Here is a 16,571-nt window from a genome sequence, read left to right on the forward strand (position 1 = left end):
ATGGCTTCCGGTCGGGAGAGGGCCGTCAGCCGATCTTGATAAGCTTGCCTTCCTTAACGGACTGAACCGCGGCATCGGCGAGCGCGAGCGCTGCGAGACCATCGGCGCCTGATGGAGAGATCTTGGAGCCCTTCTCGATCGCGGCGATGAAGGCTGCGATTTCGTTGGCATAGGCTTCGGTATAACGGGTCATGAAGAAGTCATGCAGCGGCGGGCGGGTGTAGCCTTCGCCGTTTGCGACTTCGATGGAGACCGGGCGCTGGTTTTCGGCCGAGACGAGGCCCTTGGAGCCGTGTGCTTCGATGCGCTGGTCGTAGCCATAGGTGGCGCGGCGGGAATTGGAGATGATGGCCTGCTTGCCGGATTTCGTCTGCAGGATCACCGAGACGCTGTCATAGTCGCCAGCTTCGCCGATCGCCTTGTCGACGAGAACTGCAGCGGTCGCGAAAACCGACACCGGTTCTTCGCCGAGCAGGAAGCGGGCCATGTCGAAGTCATGGATCGTCATGTCGCGGAAGATACCGCCGGAGCGCTTGATGTAATCGACCGGCGGAGCGCCGGGGTCACGCGAGGTGATCGTCACCATTTCGACATCGCCGATCTTGCCTTCGTCGATGACTTTGCGCACCGCCATGAAATGCGGGTCGAAGCGGCGGTTGAAGCCAACCATCAGCTTGGCGCCGGTCTCTTCGACCACCTTGATGCAGGCCTTGACGCGGGCGACGTCGAGATCGATCGGCTTTTCGCAGAAGATCGCCTTGCCGGCGCGGGCGAAGCGCTCGATCAGATCGGCATGGGTATCCGTCGGCGTACAGATGACGACGGCGTCGATATCCTTGGCTGCCTCGATCGCCTCGATGGTGCGGACTTCGCAGCCATAGGCGGAGGCGATCGCTTCGGCGGCCTGCGGAAAGGCGTCGGCGACCGCGACGAGCGTCGCATTGGCGTCGCCGCTGACGGCCTTTGCATGGACCTTGCCGATGCGGCCGGCGCCGAGAAGACCAAATCTCACTGTCATTCTAACCTCCCTTGAATTCGGAACAAATAAACCGAATTGCCAATATTCTGGAATTTTCATTCCATCTTCTGTGGACCGCGTCAAGCCCGCGGATCTTTCACATTTGCAAGATTCGAACCAGAGCCCTTCATGGTCGGCCAGAGCCTTTCATGGTCGGATTGACGTATTCTGCCGGAGCAGGTTTTGGTCAGGGCAGAGCCGATCGCCTCTGATCCTGGCGGAAAGCGCCCGGCCTTTCAGCCAAGAGACTACTTTAATCTGGCCAGGAAAGGCTCTAGAGACAATCGCGGCACGGGCCGAAGGCAGTGCGACAAATGCGACCGCGGGGCAGGAATGAAACTCATCGATCCGAATCATCCGGCATATCGGCGCCTCTGGGTGCGGATTGCCATCGTTGCCGTTTGCTTCGGCTGGGCCGTGGTCGAACTTGTCACCGGCGATCCGTTCTGGGCGGTGCTGGCCGGCGGGGCAGGCGCCTATTCCTTCTATATGCTGTTCTGGACCTTCAATCCGCAGCCTCCGGCCATCGAGCCGCCCGCGCAGCCTGACGCCGAGGACGAGGACGAAGCCGCGGCGGCCGCTGAAAAACCTTCGAAGGACGGGCAGGCGGAATAGTCAGCGGCTCAATCGCCGCAGCGCTTCGTCGATCAGCAGATTGGCCAGCATCATGCGCTTCGTCGCATTGTCACGGAAGGGCAATGCTACGCCATCGGGATGATTGGCGCGGGCGAAGGCGCGGCGCTTCTCGCGGAGCATCAGTGGCGTATCGGCGGCGGAGATCGCCAGTTCGGCGGCAACCTCCTGCGGTGCCGTGCGGGTGAGATGATCCGGCATGACGGGCCCGGCTGGAGGCGCAGGCGCGGGTTTCTGCACGACCCCAGCGGCAGCATCGAGATCCAGATTGTCGAAATAAGCCTGGCCGACGCGTTGCGACGCGACTGAAACGCCCTCCATGACATCGAAGGCAAGCCCGGTGCCGAGGCCGGACACGCGATGGGTGGCCGGCGCTTCGGCGTCTTCGGCCGTCTCGTCCTCCGCCTTCAGCCGCTCGAGGACTGATTGAAATACCGACTGCCCGAACAGCATCCGCCTTCCTTGAGAGCATTTCCGTTTTTCTTCGAACCACGGAAATGCTCTATCTCCTTGTTCACGCAATTCCGGATGCAAAACCGCTGCACACTTTTGCTGGAATTGCTCCAGGCGCATTAAAGGAGAGCAAGATGGCGCAGGGCTTGCGGGTGTCGTCAGCCGGCCTGCTTGCGGCTCTCCTCGAGGATGATGTCGTAGAGCAGCCTTGCGCTCGGCGGCAGCGCCCGCTCCCTCGCCGTGATCATGCTGTAGGGCTTGACGTTGATGTCGAAATCGATCGGCAGCATGCATACGTCCGAGGCATTCGAGCCTTGGCTGGCAAGGAACTGGGCGACGTCGACGGCGACCGGAGCGATCGCATCGGATTCGCAGATGATGGCGCAGGTCAGAAGCAGCGAGGAGGTGTTGACGATATTTTCCGGCAGCGCCACACCCTGCGACAGGAAAACGTCTTCGATCGTGCGGCGCAGCAGGGTGCCCGGCGGCTGGAACACCCAGTCATAATCCCTCACGTCGGAAAGGCTGCTGGTCTTTTGCTTCATGAGCGGATGGCAGCTGCGCACGATCAGGCAAGCCCGCTCGATGCCGATCTCCGTCACCTCGAACAGGCGCGGGTTGAGATCATCGGGAATGCGGCCGATGATGAAGTCATGGCGGGCGGCGAGCAGTTCGCGGGCAAGCACGTTGCTCGTCTCCACCTGGATGTTGATCTCGATGCCGGGATAGGCCTTGCGCACCTTGTTGATCGCCGGCACGACGAGGCTCATGGCCGGCGCCGTCACCGAGCCGATGAAGACCGAGCCGCCCTTGCCGCTTTTCAGTTCGCCGATCTCGCGGCTCGCCTCGCGCAGTTCCAAAAGGATCTTCCGGGCTCTCCGGGCAAGCGCTGCGCCGAAGGTCGTCAGCACCACGCCGCGGGCCACGCGCTCATAGAGAGATGTCTTGGTGATTGATTCCATTTCGGACAACATCCGCGATGCGGCGGGCTGCGAAATGTTCAGAACCTCCGCTGCGGCGGAAATCTGTCCGCTATCTTCGATTGCGACGATCATCCGCAGGTGATTCAACTTAAGTCCTGCACGCAAAAGGCTGTCATCGCCGAAATTATCGCTGTGGATATCGACGTGATCCATCAAAAATGGCTCAGAAATAACCGTCATGGTTGCAGCCTCCTCGCTGCGCTCCATCAAAAGTAATACTTTTTAACGATATACCAAAATTGTTATGCACGTTAGCACTTATTCTATTTGACAGTTATAGGAATCCATACCAGTTTGCCGCCGTGTGCTGGTTGGCACTCAACACGTGTGAGATCGTGGAGGAGACCTACTTCGTTTCTCACCATCTGAAGTAACTATCCAATACGGAACCTGCCACAGTTTCGGGGCGGGCGATTTTTCGTCCGCTGCTTATTAACAAGGGAGAGAGAAATGAAATCCATTATCTCATTGATGGCTGCGGCTGCCTTCGGCGTCGCTTCGTTCGTTGCGCCGGCTCTGGCCGCGGATAAGGGCACTGTCGGTATTGCGATGCCGACCAAGGCTTCGGCCCGCTGGATCGACGACGGCAACAACATCGTCAAGCAGCTCCAGGCTGCCGGTTACGGCACTGACCTGCAGTATGGCGACGACGACATTCCGAACCAGCTTTCGCAGATCGAAAACATGGTCACCAAGGGTGCCAAGGTTCTCGTCATCGCTTCGATCGACGGCACGACGCTTTCTGACGTTCTCCAGAAGGCACACGACGCCGGCATCAAGGTCATCGCTTATGACCGTCTGATCCGCGATTCGGGTAACGTCGACTACTACGCGACGTTCGACAACTTCCAGGTCGGCGTTCTGCAGGCTGGCTCCATCGTTGACGGCCTCGGCCTCAAGGACGGCAAGGGCCCTTTCAACATCGAACTGTTCGGCGGCTCGCCTGACGACAACAACGCCTTCTTCTTCTATGATGGCGCAATGTCCGTTCTGCAGCCCTACATCGACAGCGGCAAGCTCGTCGTGAAGTCCGGCCAGACCGGCATGGACAAGGTCGGCACGCTGCGTTGGGATCCGGCAACGGCCCAGGCCCGCATGGACAACCTGCTCTCGGCCAACTACACCGACGCCAAGGTCGATGCCGTTCTGTCGCCTTACGACGGTCTGTCCATCGGTATCATCTCCTCGCTGAAGGGCGTTGGTTACGGTACTGCGGCTCAGCCGCTCCCGATCGTCACCGGTCAGGATGCTGAAATCCCGTCGGTCAAGTCGATCATCGCTGGCGAACAGCACTCGACGATCTTCAAGGACACCCGCGAACTCGCCAAGGTCACCGTTGCCATGGTCGATGCCGTGATGTCGGGCAAGGAGCCCGAGGTCAACGACACGAAGACCTACGACAACGGCGTCAAGGTCGTCCCGTCCTATCTGCTGAAGCCGGTTGCCGTCGACAAGACCAACTACAAGCAGATCCTCGTCGACAGCGGTTACTACTCTGAAGACAAGCTGAAGTAATGAGAAGGACCGGAGCCCGCGCTTGCGGGTTCCGGTCTTCGATTTTATGATCGCCCAGCCGCTTGACGGCTGCAGGCGCTGGAACTTTGACTATGGACAATACTATCCTCGAAATGCGGAGCATCACCAAGACGTTCCCGGGCGTCAAGGCGCTGGAGAATGTGAACCTCAAGGTTCGCCAGGGTGAGATCCACGCATTGGTGGGCGAAAACGGGGCCGGCAAATCGACCCTGATGAAAGTGCTATCAGGCGTCTATCCCACGGGAAGCTATGAAGGCGACATCGTCTATGAAGGCGAGACGCGCAACTTCAAGGTCCTGAAGGACTCCGAAGAAATCGGCATCGTCATCATTCACCAGGAACTGGCGCTCGTGCCGTTGCTGTCGATCGGCGAAAACATCTTCCTTGGCAACGAGAATGCCAAGAGCGGCGTCATCAGCTGGGACGAGACTTTCAACCGCACGAAGCAGCTGCTGAAGAAAGTAGGCCTGTCCGAATCTCCAAACACGCTGGTCACCGATATCGGCGTCGGCAAGCAGCAGCTCGTCGAGATCGCCAAGGCGCTGTCGAAGAGCGTCAAGCTGCTCATCCTCGATGAGCCCACAGCCTCGCTCAATGAACGCGATTCCGACGCTCTCCTCAACCTGCTGATCGAGTTCCGCAAGCAGGGCATCACTTCGATCATCATTTCCCATAAGCTGAACGAGATCCGCAAGGTCGCCGACCAGATCACGGTCCTGCGCGACGGGATGACCGTCAAGACGCTCGACTGTCATGCGGACGAGATCAGCGAAGACATCATCATCCGCAACATGGTCGGTCGCGATCTCGAGGATCGCTACCCGCCGCGTTCGGTGCCGATCGGCGAAACCATTCTCGAAGTGAAGAACTGGAACGCCTATCACCAGCAGCACCGCGACCGTCAGGTCCTGCACAATATCAACGTCACCGTCCGCAAGGGCGAAGTCGTCGGTATCGCCGGCCTGATGGGGGCGGGACGCACCGAATTCGCCATGAGCCTCTTCGGCAAAGCCTATGGCCACAAGGTTTCGGGCGAGGCGCTGATGCACGGCAAGCCGGTCGACGTCAGCACCGTGCGCAAGGCGATCGATGCAGGTCTCGCCTACGTTACCGAAGACCGCAAGCAGCTCGGCCTCGTGCTCAACGACACGATCCTGCACAACACGACGCTCGTCAATTTGAAGGCGGTGTCGAATGCGTCCGTTATCGACAGCGTCAAGGAATCGAGGGTTGCGACCGACTATCGGTCGAAGTTGCGCATCCGCTCCTCCAGCATCTTCCAGGAGGCGGTCAATCTTTCCGGCGGCAACCAGCAGAAGGTGGTGCTGTCGAAGTGGCTGTTCTCGGATCCCGATATTTTGATCCTCGACGAGCCGACGCGCGGCATCGATGTTGGCGCAAAATACGAAATCTATACTATCATCAACCAGCTTGCCGCCGATGGAAAGGGCGTTCTGATGATCTCGTCGGAAATGCCCGAACTGCTCGGTACGTGTGACCGCATCTACGTGATGAACGAAGGACGCATCGTCGCGGAACTGCCGAAGGGAGAAGCAAGCCAGGAAACCATCATGCGCGCTATCATGCGCTCAGGGGAGAAGAAACAATGACGCCGATCAATCAACCCATCGCTGAGCAGGGGCGTGTCGTCTCCGTCGGAGACTACGTTCGCGGCAACATCCGCGAATACGGCATGTTTATCGCGCTCATCGCGATCATGGTGTTCTTCCAGTTCTCGACCGGTGGCGTTCTCTTCAGGCCGCTCAACCTGACCAACATCATTTTGCAGAACTCGTTCATCGTCATCATGGCGCTAGGCATGCTGCTGGTGATCGTTGCCGGCCATATCGACCTTTCGGTTGGTTCCGTCGTCGGCTTTATCGGCGCTATCGCCGGCGTCATGACGGTGCAATGGCACACCAACTATGTCCTGGCGGGTATCGTATGTCTGGCCATGGGTGCGCTTGTCGGCGGCATTCAGGGCTATTTCGTCGCTTACCACAAGATCCCGTCCTTCATCGTCACCCTGGCCGGCATGCTGGTCTTCCGCGGCCTGACGCTGTTCGTGATGACGGCATCGGGGACCGGCACCAGCATCGGTCCTTTCCCGCCGGCTTTCCAGCTGATCAGCATCGGCTTCCTGCCGAACGCTTTCGATATGGGCGGCATCAACTCGACCTCGATCATTCTGACCGTTGTCGGCGCCGTAACCCTGTTCTATCTGGCTTGGCGCAAGCGCCTATCGAATGAAAAGCATGGCAATGACGTCGAGCCGCTAGGCTTTTTCCTCGTCCAGAACGCCCTCGTCACCCTCGCCATTCTGGCGCTCGGCTACCAGCTGTCGATCTATCGCGGCTTCCCGAATGTGCTGATGGTCATGCTCGTTCTGGTTGCTGCCTATGCCTTCATTACCCGCCGTACGACGATCGGCCGCCGCATCTACGCCATGGGCGGCAATGAGAAGGCGACGAAGCTTTCCGGTATCAACACCGAGCGACTGACCTTCCTGACGTTCGCAAACATGGGCCTGCTTGCCGGACTGGCCGGGCTGATCGTTGCCCTGCGTCTCAATTCGGCAACGGCCAAGGGCGGCTTCGGTCTTGAACTCGACGTGATTGCGGCCTGCTTCATCGGCGGCGCATCCGCCCAGGGCGGCGTCGGCAAGGTGACCGGCGCTGTTATCGGCGCTCTGATCATGGGCATCATGAACAACGGCATGTCGATCCACGGTCTCGGCACCGACTCGCAGCAGATGGTCAAGGGTGCGGTGCTTCTCGCTGCCGTGTTCTTCGACGTTTACAATAAGAACAAGGGCTGAGCTTAGCTCGGCACCCGCATCGCAGTCATAAGAAACCTGAATTCCGGCTCCGCCTGGAGCCGGAGAGGCGTAGCTGTGCCATCGCCAAAGGAAAAGGATGAGTAACGTGCTTATTTCACAGATCAAGGGTGCAAACGGAGAGATCATCGTCGCCGTGCGCGAGGCGGGCGGCGCTGCCAGGTCGATCAAGAATGCCGTCAGCGTCTATGCGCTGGCGATGGAAGCCGCAGACGGCGGCAAGTCGCTGGCCGCCGTCATCGAAGCGCATGGCTACGGCGATGCCGTCGATCTTGAGAAGGCCTATGCAGAAGGCCGCTTCCTGCCGCCGATCACCCATCCCGATGCCGCGCACCTGCATCTGACCGGCACCGGCCTGACGCATTTGGGCTCGGCGGCAACGCGCGATTCCATGCACAAGAAGACCACCGAAGCCGCTGAGGAAACCCTCACGGACTCGATGAAGATGTTCAAGATGGGCCTTGAGAACGGCAAGCCGAAGGCCGGCGAAAAGGGCGTGCAGCCCGAATGGTTCTACAAGGGCAACGGCTATGGCGCCGCTGCCCCCGGCGCGCCGCTCATCTCGCCCTCCTTCGCGCTCGACGGCGGCGAAGAGCCTGAAATGGCTGGCATTTACGTGATCGCCAAGGACGGCACGCCGTTCCGCATCGGCTTTGCACTGTCGAACGAGTTTTCGGACCACGTCACCGAGCGGATCAACTATCTCTTTCTGGCCCACTCGAAACTGCGACCGGCCGCCTATGGTCCGGAAATCCGCGTCGGCGCGCCCCCGGAAGATATTCGCGGCACCTCGCGCATCAAGCGCGGCGACAAGGTGATTTTCGAAAAGCCGTTCCTGTCCGGCGAGGCGAACATGTCGCACACCTTCGCCAATCTGGAATATCACCACTTCAAATATGGCCTCTTCCGTGTTCCGGGCGATGTTCACGTCCATATGTTCGGCACGGCGACCCTTTCCTTTGCCGATGGCGTCAAGACGGAAGAGGGCGATGTCTTCGAGATCGAAGTCGCCGAATTCGGCCTTTCGCTCCGTAATCCGCTCAAGGTTGCCGCCGAGGAAGAGATCGCCGTCAGGCAGCTCTGAATTCCAGACCTGGCCGCATCGGCGGCCGGATCTTTGCTCGTAAACGGTAAAGGATGCTTGTTAAGCCCATGACCATTTATCAAAATCTGATCGCCGGCGAATGGGTCGGCTCGAACGCGACGAAGAACATCAATCCGTCGGATACGAATGAGGTCGTCGGCCTCTATGCCGATGGCAGCGCTGATGACACGAGAAACGCCATCGCTGCCGCCAAGGCCGCTTTCCCGGCCTGGTCGCGCTCGGGCATCTGGGAGCGCCACGTCATCCTGAAGAAGGCCGGCGACGAGATCATGGCGCGCAAGGACGAGCTCGGGGCGTTGCTTGCCCGCGAAGAAGGCAAGACGCTGCCGGAAGCCACCGGCGAGGTTATCCGCGCATCGCAGATTTTCGAATTCTTCGCCGGTGAGGCGCTGAGGCTGGCCGGCGAGGTCCTGCCGTCGGTTCGTCCGAATATCGGCATCGAGATCACCCGCGAGGCTCTCGGCGTCATCGGCATCATCACGCCGTGGAATTTCCCGATCGCCATTCCCGCCTGGAAGATCGCGCCGGCGCTCTGCTACGGCAACACCATCGTCTTCAAGCCGGCCGAACTGGTGCCCGCCTGTTCCTGGGCGATCGTCGATATCCTGCATCGCGCCGGCCTGCCGAAGGGCGTGCTGAACCTCGTCATGGGCAAGGGCTCGGTCGTCGGCCAAGCCATGCTCGAAAGCCCCGACGTTCACGGCATCACCTTCACCGGTTCCACCGGCACCGGCAGGCGCGTCGCCGCTGCTTCCATCGAGCATAACCGCAAGTTCCAGTTGGAAATGGGCGGCAAGAACCCGATGGTCGTGCTCGACGATGCCGATCTCAACGTCGCCGTCGAGGCAGCCGCCAATTCCGGCTTCTTCTCTACAGGCCAGCGCTGCACCGCGTCATCGCGCCTCATCGTCACCGAGGGCATCCACGACAAGTTCGTGGCGGCGCTGACCGACAAGCTGAAGACGCTCGTCGTCGACAACGCCTTGAAGGCCGGCACGCATATCGGCCCCGTCGTCGATGAGCGGCAGCTGAAGACCGATACCGACTATATCGAGATCGGTAGAAAAGAAGGCGCGAAACTCGCCTTCGGCGGCGAAGTGATATCCCGCGAAACGCCCGGCTTCTATCTGCAGCCGACGCTGTTTACCGAAGCGACCAACCAGATGCGGATCTCGCGCGAGGAGATCTTCGGGCCTGTTGTGTCGGTGATCCGGGTCAAGGATTACGACGAGGCGCTGGCGACGGCCAACGACACGCCGTTCGGGCTCTCTGCCGGCATCGCGACGACGAGCCTGAAATATGCGACGCATTTCAAGCGCAATTCCGAGGCCGGCATGGTGATGGTCAACCTGCCGACCGCCGGCGTCGATTTCCACGTTCCCTTCGGCGGCCGCAAGGGCTCGTCCTACGGCCCGCGCGAGCAGGGTAAGTACGCCGCCGAGTTCTACACAACCGTCAAGACCGCCTACACGCTGGCTTGAGACAAATGCGATGAACCGGGCCGTACGAGGCGGTCCGGCGATATCCCGAAGGATAGAGACGATGAAAAAGAAAGCGGAATGGCCGCGCAAGCTGAGGTCGCAGGAATGGTACGGCGGTACGAGCCGCGACGTGATCTATCACCGCGGCTGGCTTAAGAACCAGGGTTATCCGCACGACCTGTTCGACGGCCGGCCGGTGATCGGCATCCTCAACACCTGGTCGGATATGACCCCTTGCAACGGTCATCTCAGAGAGCTGGCTGAAAAGGTGAAGGCGGGCGTATGGGAGGCCGGCGGCTTCCCGCTTGAGGTGCCGGTGTTCTCGGCATCCGAAAACACCTTCCGCCCGACGGCGATGATGTACCGCAATCTTGCCGCGCTCGCGGTGGAAGAGGCGATCCGCGGCCAGCCGATGGATGGCTGCGTATTGTTGGTCGGCTGCGATAAGACCACGCCGTCGCTTATCATGGGGGCGGCTTCCTGCGACCTGCCTTCGATCGTCGTCACTGGCGGGCCGATGCTGAACGGCTATTTCCGCGGCGAACGGGTCGGCTCGGGCACGCATCTGTGGAAGTTTTCCGAAATGGTGAAGGCCGGCGAGATGACGCAGGCGGAATTCCTCGAGGCGGAAGCCTCGATGAGCCGTTCGTCGGGCACCTGCAACACCATGGGCACGGCCTCCACCATGGCTTCCATGGCCGAGGCGCTCGGCATGGCGCTCTCCGGCAACGCCGCGATCCCGGGCGTTGATTCCCGCCGCAAGGTCATGGCGCAGCTCACCGGCCGGCGTATCGTGCAGATGGTCAAGGACGACCTGAAGCCCTCCGAGATCATGACGAAGCAAGCCTTCGAGAATGCAATCCGCACCAACGCGGCCATCGGCGGATCGACCAATGCCGTCATCCACCTGCTCGCCATCGCGGGCCGTGTCGGCATCGATCTTTCGCTTGACGACTGGGATCGCTGTGGCCGTGACGTCCCGACCATCGTCAACCTGATGCCGTCGGGCAAGTACCTGATGGAGGAGTTCTTCTATGCCGGCGGCTTGCCGGTGGTACTGAAGCGCCTCGGCGAGGCGGGCCTCCTGCACAAGGATGCGCTGACGGTATCTGGCGAAACCGTCTGGGACGAGGTCAAGGACGTCGTCAACTGGAACGAAGACGTGATCCTGCCGGCCGAAAAGGCGCTGACAGCTTCGGGCGGCATCGTCGTGCTGCGCGGCAATCTCGCGCCGAAGGGCGCGGTGTTGAAGCCTTCAGCGGCTTCGCCGCATCTGCTGGTGCACCGGGGCAGGGCTGTTGTCTTCGAGGATATCGACGACTACAAGGCCAAGATCAACGATGATAACCTCGACATCGACGAAACCTGCATCATGGTCATGAAGAACTGTGGGCCGAAGGGCTATCCCGGGATGGCCGAGGTCGGCAATATGGGGCTGCCGCCGAAGGTGCTCAAGAAGGGCATCCTCGACATGGTGCGCATTTCCGACGCCCGCATGTCCGGAACGGCCTACGGTACCGTCGTGCTGCACACCTCCCCGGAAGCGGCGGTTGGAGGGCCGCTCGCGGTTGTGAAAAACGGCGACATGATCGAGCTGGATGTGCCGAACCGTCGTCTGCATCTCGACATTTCCGAGGAGGAACTGGCGCGGCGGCTCGCCGAGTGGCAGCCGAACCATGATCTGCCGACATCCGGCTATGCCTTCCTGCATCAGCAGCATGTCGAGGGGGCTGATACCGGCGCCGACCTCGACTTCCTCAAGGGATGTCGCGGAAACGCGGTCGGCAAGGACAGCCACTAGTCGGGTTACCCAAGATTGGAAAAAGCGGGGCATCACCCCGCTTTTTTCTTGTCCGCCGGTTTTTCCAGGCTAACGGCAATCAGCCGTTCGACATGGCCATGCTGGGATCCTTGTCGAGGCTATGTTCGAAGAGTGCGCGGATCGCCGGCCATTTGTCTTTGCGGTCGGCTCAACTCTGGCTCTGGCTTTGCATCTGTCCGCCGTCCTCGACCTTCACGGTAACCGACAGCGTTTCGCCCGGCGTGCCGATGCGCATGCCTGAAATCGGCGCGGCGTCGCGATAGCAGAGGCCGGAGGCGACTCTGATGTAGCGCGCGTCCGGGCAAATCTCGTTCGCGGGATCGAACCCGACCCAGCCGAGGCCGGGAATATGGGCCTCGGCCCATGCATGGGTCGCAGCCTGTTCGATCTTTTCCTCCATCATCAAATAACCGGAGATGTAACGCGCCGGTACCTGCAAGGCGCGGGCGGCGGCAATGAAAATATGCGCATGGTCCTGGCAGACGCCGCTCTTCTTCTCTAACGCCTGTTCGGCGGTCGTCTCGGTGTTGCTGGTGCCGGGCTTGTAGTCGACCGTTTCGTGGATTGCGGCCATCAGCGCGTGCATGCGGGCAAGCTCGTTATCGCCACCGACGCCCTTGATCAGTTCCTTGACCAACTTGCCGCCCTTGGTCAGCGGCGTGTCGCGCAGGAAGAGCCAAAGCGGGCAGAAGCCGGTATGCGGGCCGGTGACGCCGTTATTGTCCTCCGTCTCGACCTCGCCTTCGGCGAGAATACGCGTCACATCCTGCTCGCCTTCCAGCGAGACCAGATTGACGTGATTGCCGTACTGGTCGTCATATTCCACTTCGGGGGTGGCGCCCTCGACGTTCAGCGCCCAGCCGAGCACTTTCTGGGCGGGGCTCGTCGGCGGCGTCAGCCGCAGCCTTTGCAGCGAGAACTGCGTCGGTCCGTCGTAGCGGTATTCGGTGAGGTGGCTGATTTTCAGTCTCATATTGTTATCCGCTTATACATAGAACCGGTAGCCGTCGGAAATTTCCGCGCCGAGCTTGTTGTTGCGCGAGACGAAATCCTCCAGGAATTCGTGCAGGCCCTGATCCATGATATCCCGGATCGCCCTCGTCTGCAGTGTCGTGCGGATCGCATCCGCGGTATCATGGGCAGGGAGCCGCTCCTCGTAATCCTGGGCGAGATAGCCGAGATTGCTGACGATCTTCTCGTAGCAATAGGCAAGCGAGCGCGGCATCTGGACATTGAGGGTCAGGAAGTCGGCGATGTTCATCGCCCGGTATTCGCCATCATAGGCCCAGCTATAGGCGCGGTGGGCGGAGACCGAGCGCAGGATCGATTCCCACTGCACATTGTCGAGAGAGGAGCCGACGGCCGAGACCGAGGGCAGCAGCACGTAATATTTCACGTCGAGGATGCGGCTGGTATTGTCGGCCCGCTCGATGAAGGTGCCGATGCGGGCAAAATTATAGAGCTCGTTGCGCAGTGTCGAGCCATGGAAGGCACCGCGGATGAGGCCCGCCCGGCGCTTGATGACATCGATCACCTCTGGCATTTCGGCCGCCTTGACACGCTTTTCGAGCAGCGACTTCAAGTCGATCCAGCATTCGTTGGTGGCTTCCCAGGTCTCCCGCGTCAGCGCGGTGCGCACCATGCGGGCATTGTTGCGGCCGGACTCGATGCAGGACATGACGCTCGATGGATTGGCGCGATCGCGCAGCAGATAGTCGATCGCGTCGGCATTCGTCAGCTTCGTGTGGCCCTCGTCATATGCCTCGCGCACCCCAGCGCTTTGCAGCACGCCATCCCAATTGTCATCGCCTGCGCTGCTGCGGGTGAGCGACATGCGCAGCCCAGCATCGACGAGGCGGGCGATATTTTCGGCGCGCTCGATGTAACGGAACATCCAGTATAGGCCGTTTGCGGTTCTTCCGAGCATCAGTCCTCCAATACCCAGGTGTCTTTGGTGCCGCCGCCCTGGCTGGAATTGACCACCAGCGAGCCCTGCTTCAGCGCCACGCGGGTGAGACCACCCGGAATGATCTGAACCTTGTCGGATACAAGCACATAGGGGCGAAGGTCGACATGGCGCGGCGCGATGCCCTTGTTGACGAGGATCGGCACAGTGGAGAGCGACAGCGTCGGCTGAGCGATGTAATTGTTCGGCTTGGACTTCAGCTTCTCGGCGAAATCGGCGCGCTCCTTCTTCGATGCCGTCGGGCCGACCAGCATGCCGTAGCCGCCGGAGCCGTGCACCTCCTTGACCACCAGCTCTTCCAGATGCTCCAGCACATATTTCAGGCTGTCGGCTTCCGAACAGCGCCAGGTCGGCACGTTTTCGAGCAGCGCCTTGCGGCCGGTATAGAATTCGACGATCTCGGGCATGTAGGAGTAGATCGCCTTGTCATCGCAAATGCCGGTGCCCGGCGCATTGGCGATGGTGATGTTTCCGGAGCGGTAGACATCCATGATGCCGGGAATGCCGAGCGCGGAATCGGCCCGGAAAGTCAGGGGATCGAGGAAGTCGTCGTCAACGCGGCGGTAGAGCACGTCGATCGCTTCGTAACCGCGTGTCGTCCTCATCTTCACCTTGCCGTCGATGACGCGCAGATCCGAGCCTTCGACCAGCTCGACGCCCATCATGTCGGCGAGGAAGGAATGCTCATAATAGGCGGAATTGTAAATGCCCGGCGTCAGCACGGCGACGCGCGGCTTGCCCTTGCAGCCAGGAGGGGCGAGCGAGGCGAGGCTCTGGCGCAGCAGATAGGGGTAATCCTCGACACGCTGCACCTTGTTCTCATGAAAGAGTTCAGGGAACATCTGCATCATGGTTTCCCGGTTTTCCAGCATGTAGCTGACACCGGAGGGCGTGCGGGCATTATCCTCCAGCACGTAAAACTGGTCCTCTCCGGTGCGCACGATGTCGGTGCCGACGATATGCGTGTAAACGCCGCCGGGCGGCCGGAAACCGATCATTTCGGGGATGAAGGTGACGTTGTTCTCGATCAGTTCACGCGGAACGCGGCCGGCGCGGATGATCTCCTGCTTATGGTAGATATCGTCCAGAAAGGCGTTAAGCGCGATCACCCGCTGCTCGATGCCTTGGGCGAGCTTGCGCCATTCGCGAGCGGAGATGATGCGGGGAATGATGTCGAAGGGGATGAGCTTTTCGGAACTGTCGGCGTGGCCGTAGACCGCGAACGTGATGCCGGTCTTCCGGAAGATGTTTTCCGCATCGCGGGACTTGGATATCAGATGCGCCCGGTCTTGGCTGTTGTACCACTCGAAGTATTTTTCATAAGGCGCGCGAGGACTTTCGTCCCCGGTAATCATTTCGTCAAATGCCAAAGGCTCGGCTCCCCTTTTTGTTCATTTGAATACAACGCAAATGGCAATGCAAGAACCATGCGCAGTTCGAGGAAAAGATTTTGCGCTGCGGGAAACGGGTGAAAATCTGGGCATTTAAGGTGATGCGGTGCGGCATGGCGGATAATCAATCGCAAGGGCTGCGCAAAATCTGAGCATGTGACCGTTTTTCGTTCGGCCAGGGCGATCGAATATGGTCATGTGCGCGAGCTTCGCTGCCCTCAGTGGCAACCGCCATCGGGTCGTTGCATCAGCGAAATTTCAAATAAGCATCAACGCTTCGCTTTTGACTGCAGCCGCCGGGTGGGGCTATCAGCACGGCGAACCCTTCTCTCCCGAGCCATGCCCCATGTCTCTCGATCGCCTTGCCCCCGCCGTTTTCGTCCTGCTCTGGTCCACGGGCTGGGTGGTGGCGAAATACGCCTCGCTGCATTCCGAGCCCTTCACCTTTCTTTCGATACGCTATGCGCTGTCGGCGGCGGCATTCCTGGCGCTCTGCCTGGTGGTGCGGGCGCAATGGCCCAGCCGGGCGGCGGCGCTGCGCGCCGTCTATTCCGGCTTCTTCCTGCATGGTTTCTATCTCGCCGGGCTCTGGTGGGCGATCGCCAATGGCGTGCCGGCCGGCATATCGGGCATCATCGCGGCGCTGCAGCCATTGCTGACGGCGATGGCAGCTCCCTTCCTCATCGGCGAACGGCTGCAGCAGGCACAGAAGCTCGGCCTTGCCCTCGGCTTCATCGGCATTGCCATCGCCATTTCGCCGAAGCTGCTCGATCCGGCGACCGCCGATCTCACGCATGCCGCCCTGCCGCTGGCGATCAACCTGGTCGCCATGGCGTCCGTCACCTACGGCACGCTCTATCAGAAGAAGCACCTGCAATCCGGCGACCTCAGAACCATCGCGACCTTGCAATATATCGGCGCGCTGATCCTCACCCTGCCGCTTTCGCTGATCTTCGAGCATCAGCATTTCGACGGCGCCGCGCAGGCCTATGGTGCGCTTGCCTGGTCGGTCTTCGGCCTGTCGATGGGCGGCGTCGGGCTGCTGCTTCATCTGATCCGTCGGGGCCAGGTGTCACGCGCCGCCTCGCTGATCTACCTTATGCCGCCAGCGGTCGCTCTCGAAGCCTTCATCGCCTTCGGAGAACCGCTGACCCTGCCGTTGATTGTCGGCACCGTGGTGGTCGTGACAGGCGTCTATCTCACCAACCGCAAGGCGTTCAGCGAGCATAGGCCTGCGGAGGTTTAGAGCGCCGTGCGTCCTTTCGGACGCGCAAAGGACGCTCTAACTCTTTGAATCTACGCATCGTGCTTTCCGAAAATCGACTCCGATTTTCGGGCCGATGCGCT

The 16,571-nt window shown here is 60.5% G+C and carries 14 protein-coding genes; 8 read left to right on the forward strand and 6 right to left on the reverse strand.

Annotated features, from left to right (window positions below; translation table 11 throughout):
- Positions 1 to 25: 25 nt before the first annotated feature.
- On the reverse strand, positions 26 to 1,018 hold the full coding sequence (gene iolG / locus BS629_RS16275; protein WP_018243177.1) for an inositol 2-dehydrogenase: 993 nt from the start codon (positions 1,016 to 1,018) through the stop codon (positions 26 to 28).
- Positions 1,019 to 1,351: 333 nt separating this feature from the next.
- On the opposite strand from iolG, the gene BS629_RS16280 reads away from it, so the two are divergent.
- Positions 1,352 to 1,633 carry a hypothetical protein gene (locus BS629_RS16280; RefSeq protein WP_018243176.1) on the forward strand — a complete coding sequence of 94 codons (282 nt, stop codon included), beginning with the start codon at positions 1,352 to 1,354 and terminating at the stop codon, positions 1,631 to 1,633.
- On the opposite strand, the gene BS629_RS16285 is transcribed toward BS629_RS16280, so the two are convergent.
- Positions 1,634 to 2,104, reverse strand: a complete 471-nt coding sequence (locus tag BS629_RS16285; protein WP_018243175.1) for a hypothetical protein — start codon at positions 2,102 to 2,104, stop codon at positions 1,634 to 1,636.
- A 158-nt stretch (positions 2,105 to 2,262) separates the two neighbouring features.
- On the reverse strand, positions 2,263 to 3,267 hold the full coding sequence (locus BS629_RS16290; RefSeq protein WP_018243174.1) for a LysR family transcriptional regulator: 1,005 nt from the start codon (positions 3,265 to 3,267) through the stop codon (positions 2,263 to 2,265).
- Between the two features lie 270 nt (positions 3,268 to 3,537).
- Here BS629_RS16290 and chvE point away from each other — a divergent pair, with 270 nt between their 5' ends.
- From chvE to araD, 6 genes are all read left to right on the forward strand, one after another.
- Entirely contained in the window at positions 3,538 to 4,602 is a 1,065-nt protein-coding gene (gene chvE / locus BS629_RS16295; protein ID WP_003561803.1) for a multiple monosaccharide ABC transporter substrate-binding protein, read from the forward strand.
- A 92-nt stretch (positions 4,603 to 4,694) separates the two neighbouring features.
- Positions 4,695 to 6,233, forward strand: a complete 1,539-nt coding sequence (gene mmsA / locus BS629_RS16300; protein ID WP_018243173.1) for a multiple monosaccharide ABC transporter ATP-binding protein — start codon at positions 4,695 to 4,697, stop codon at positions 6,231 to 6,233.
- Positions 6,230 to 7,441: a multiple monosaccharide ABC transporter permease gene (gene mmsB / locus BS629_RS16305; RefSeq protein WP_018243172.1), complete on the forward strand. Its 1,212-nt coding sequence runs from the start codon at positions 6,230 to 6,232 to the stop codon at positions 7,439 to 7,441. Before mmsA ends, mmsB begins: the two co-directional genes overlap by 4 nt.
- Positions 7,442 to 7,547: 106 nt before the next feature.
- Positions 7,548 to 8,543 carry an AraD1 family protein gene (gene araD1 / locus BS629_RS16310; protein WP_026188493.1) on the forward strand — a complete coding sequence of 332 codons (996 nt, stop codon included), beginning with the start codon at positions 7,548 to 7,550 and terminating at the stop codon, positions 8,541 to 8,543.
- Between the two features lie 68 nt (positions 8,544 to 8,611).
- The gene (locus tag BS629_RS16315; protein ID WP_018243170.1) at positions 8,612 to 10,045 is read left to right on the forward strand and encodes an aldehyde dehydrogenase family protein; all 1,434 of its coding nucleotides are present in this window, start codon (positions 8,612 to 8,614) and stop codon (positions 10,043 to 10,045) included.
- 61 nt (positions 10,046 to 10,106) lie between these two features.
- Complete coding sequence (gene araD, locus BS629_RS16320; protein ID WP_018243169.1) at positions 10,107 to 11,846, forward strand: L-arabinonate dehydratase; 1,740 nt, start codon at positions 10,107 to 10,109, stop codon at positions 11,844 to 11,846.
- A gap of 169 nt (positions 11,847 to 12,015) precedes the next feature.
- On the opposite strand, the gene BS629_RS16325 is transcribed toward araD, so the two are convergent.
- The 3 genes from BS629_RS16325 to BS629_RS16335 are packed head-to-tail and all read right to left on the reverse strand — an operon-like array spanning position 12,016 to position 15,203.
- Positions 12,016 to 12,840 (reverse strand): transglutaminase family protein, encoded by an 825-nt coding sequence (locus tag BS629_RS16325; RefSeq protein ID WP_018243168.1) that lies wholly within the window; start codon positions 12,838 to 12,840, stop codon positions 12,016 to 12,018.
- Between the two features lie 12 nt (positions 12,841 to 12,852).
- A complete protein-coding gene (locus BS629_RS16330) occupies positions 12,853 to 13,794 on the reverse strand; it encodes an alpha-E domain-containing protein (protein ID WP_018243167.1) in 942 nt (313 codons plus the stop codon).
- Positions 13,794 to 15,203, reverse strand: a complete 1,410-nt coding sequence (locus tag BS629_RS16335; RefSeq protein WP_018243166.1) for a circularly permuted type 2 ATP-grasp protein — start codon at positions 15,201 to 15,203, stop codon at positions 13,794 to 13,796. The genes BS629_RS16330 and BS629_RS16335 overlap by 1 nt, the downstream gene beginning before the upstream one ends.
- A 367-nt stretch (positions 15,204 to 15,570) precedes the next feature.
- Here BS629_RS16335 and BS629_RS16340 point away from each other — a divergent pair, with 367 nt between their 5' ends.
- Positions 15,571 to 16,470, forward strand: coding sequence for a DMT family transporter (locus BS629_RS16340; RefSeq protein ID WP_026188492.1), 900 nt, complete (start codon positions 15,571 to 15,573; stop codon positions 16,468 to 16,470).
- Positions 16,471 to 16,571 lie beyond the last annotated feature (101 nt).

Source organism: Rhizobium leguminosarum bv. viciae USDA 2370, from assembly GCF_002008365.1.
GTDB lineage: Bacteria > Pseudomonadota > Alphaproteobacteria > Rhizobiales > Rhizobiaceae > Rhizobium > Rhizobium leguminosarum.

What these genes read in the sequence shown, in the direction of transcription:
- araD (WP_018243169.1), top strand. Translation starts at nt 10,107, where the DNA reads ATGAAAAAGAAAGCGGAATGGCCGCGCAAGCTGAGGTCGCAGGAATGG.
- BS629_RS16315 (WP_018243170.1), top strand. Translation starts at nt 8,612, where the DNA reads ATGACCATTTATCAAAATCTGATCGCCGGCGAATGGGTCGGCTCGAAC.
- BS629_RS16285 (WP_018243175.1), bottom strand. Translation starts at nt 2,104, where the DNA reads ATGCTGTTCGGGCAGTCGGTATTTCAATCAGTCCTCGAGCGGCTGAAG.
- BS629_RS16340 (WP_026188492.1), top strand. Translation starts at nt 15,571, where the DNA reads ATGTCTCTCGATCGCCTTGCCCCCGCCGTTTTCGTCCTGCTCTGGTCC.
- BS629_RS16280 (WP_018243176.1), top strand. Translation starts at nt 1,352, where the DNA reads ATGAAACTCATCGATCCGAATCATCCGGCATATCGGCGCCTCTGGGTG.
- BS629_RS16325 (WP_018243168.1), bottom strand. Translation starts at nt 12,840, where the DNA reads ATGAGACTGAAAATCAGCCACCTCACCGAATACCGCTACGACGGACCG.
- mmsB (WP_018243172.1), top strand. Translation starts at nt 6,230, where the DNA reads ATGACGCCGATCAATCAACCCATCGCTGAGCAGGGGCGTGTCGTCTCC.
- chvE (WP_003561803.1), top strand. Translation starts at nt 3,538, where the DNA reads ATGAAATCCATTATCTCATTGATGGCTGCGGCTGCCTTCGGCGTCGCT.
- iolG (WP_018243177.1), bottom strand. Translation starts at nt 1,018, where the DNA reads ATGACAGTGAGATTTGGTCTTCTCGGCGCCGGCCGCATCGGCAAGGTC.
- mmsA (WP_018243173.1), top strand. Translation starts at nt 4,695, where the DNA reads ATGGACAATACTATCCTCGAAATGCGGAGCATCACCAAGACGTTCCCG.
- BS629_RS16330 (WP_018243167.1), bottom strand. Translation starts at nt 13,794, where the DNA reads ATGCTCGGAAGAACCGCAAACGGCCTATACTGGATGTTCCGTTACATC.
- BS629_RS16290 (WP_018243174.1), bottom strand. Translation starts at nt 3,267, where the DNA reads ATGACGGTTATTTCTGAGCCATTTTTGATGGATCACGTCGATATCCAC.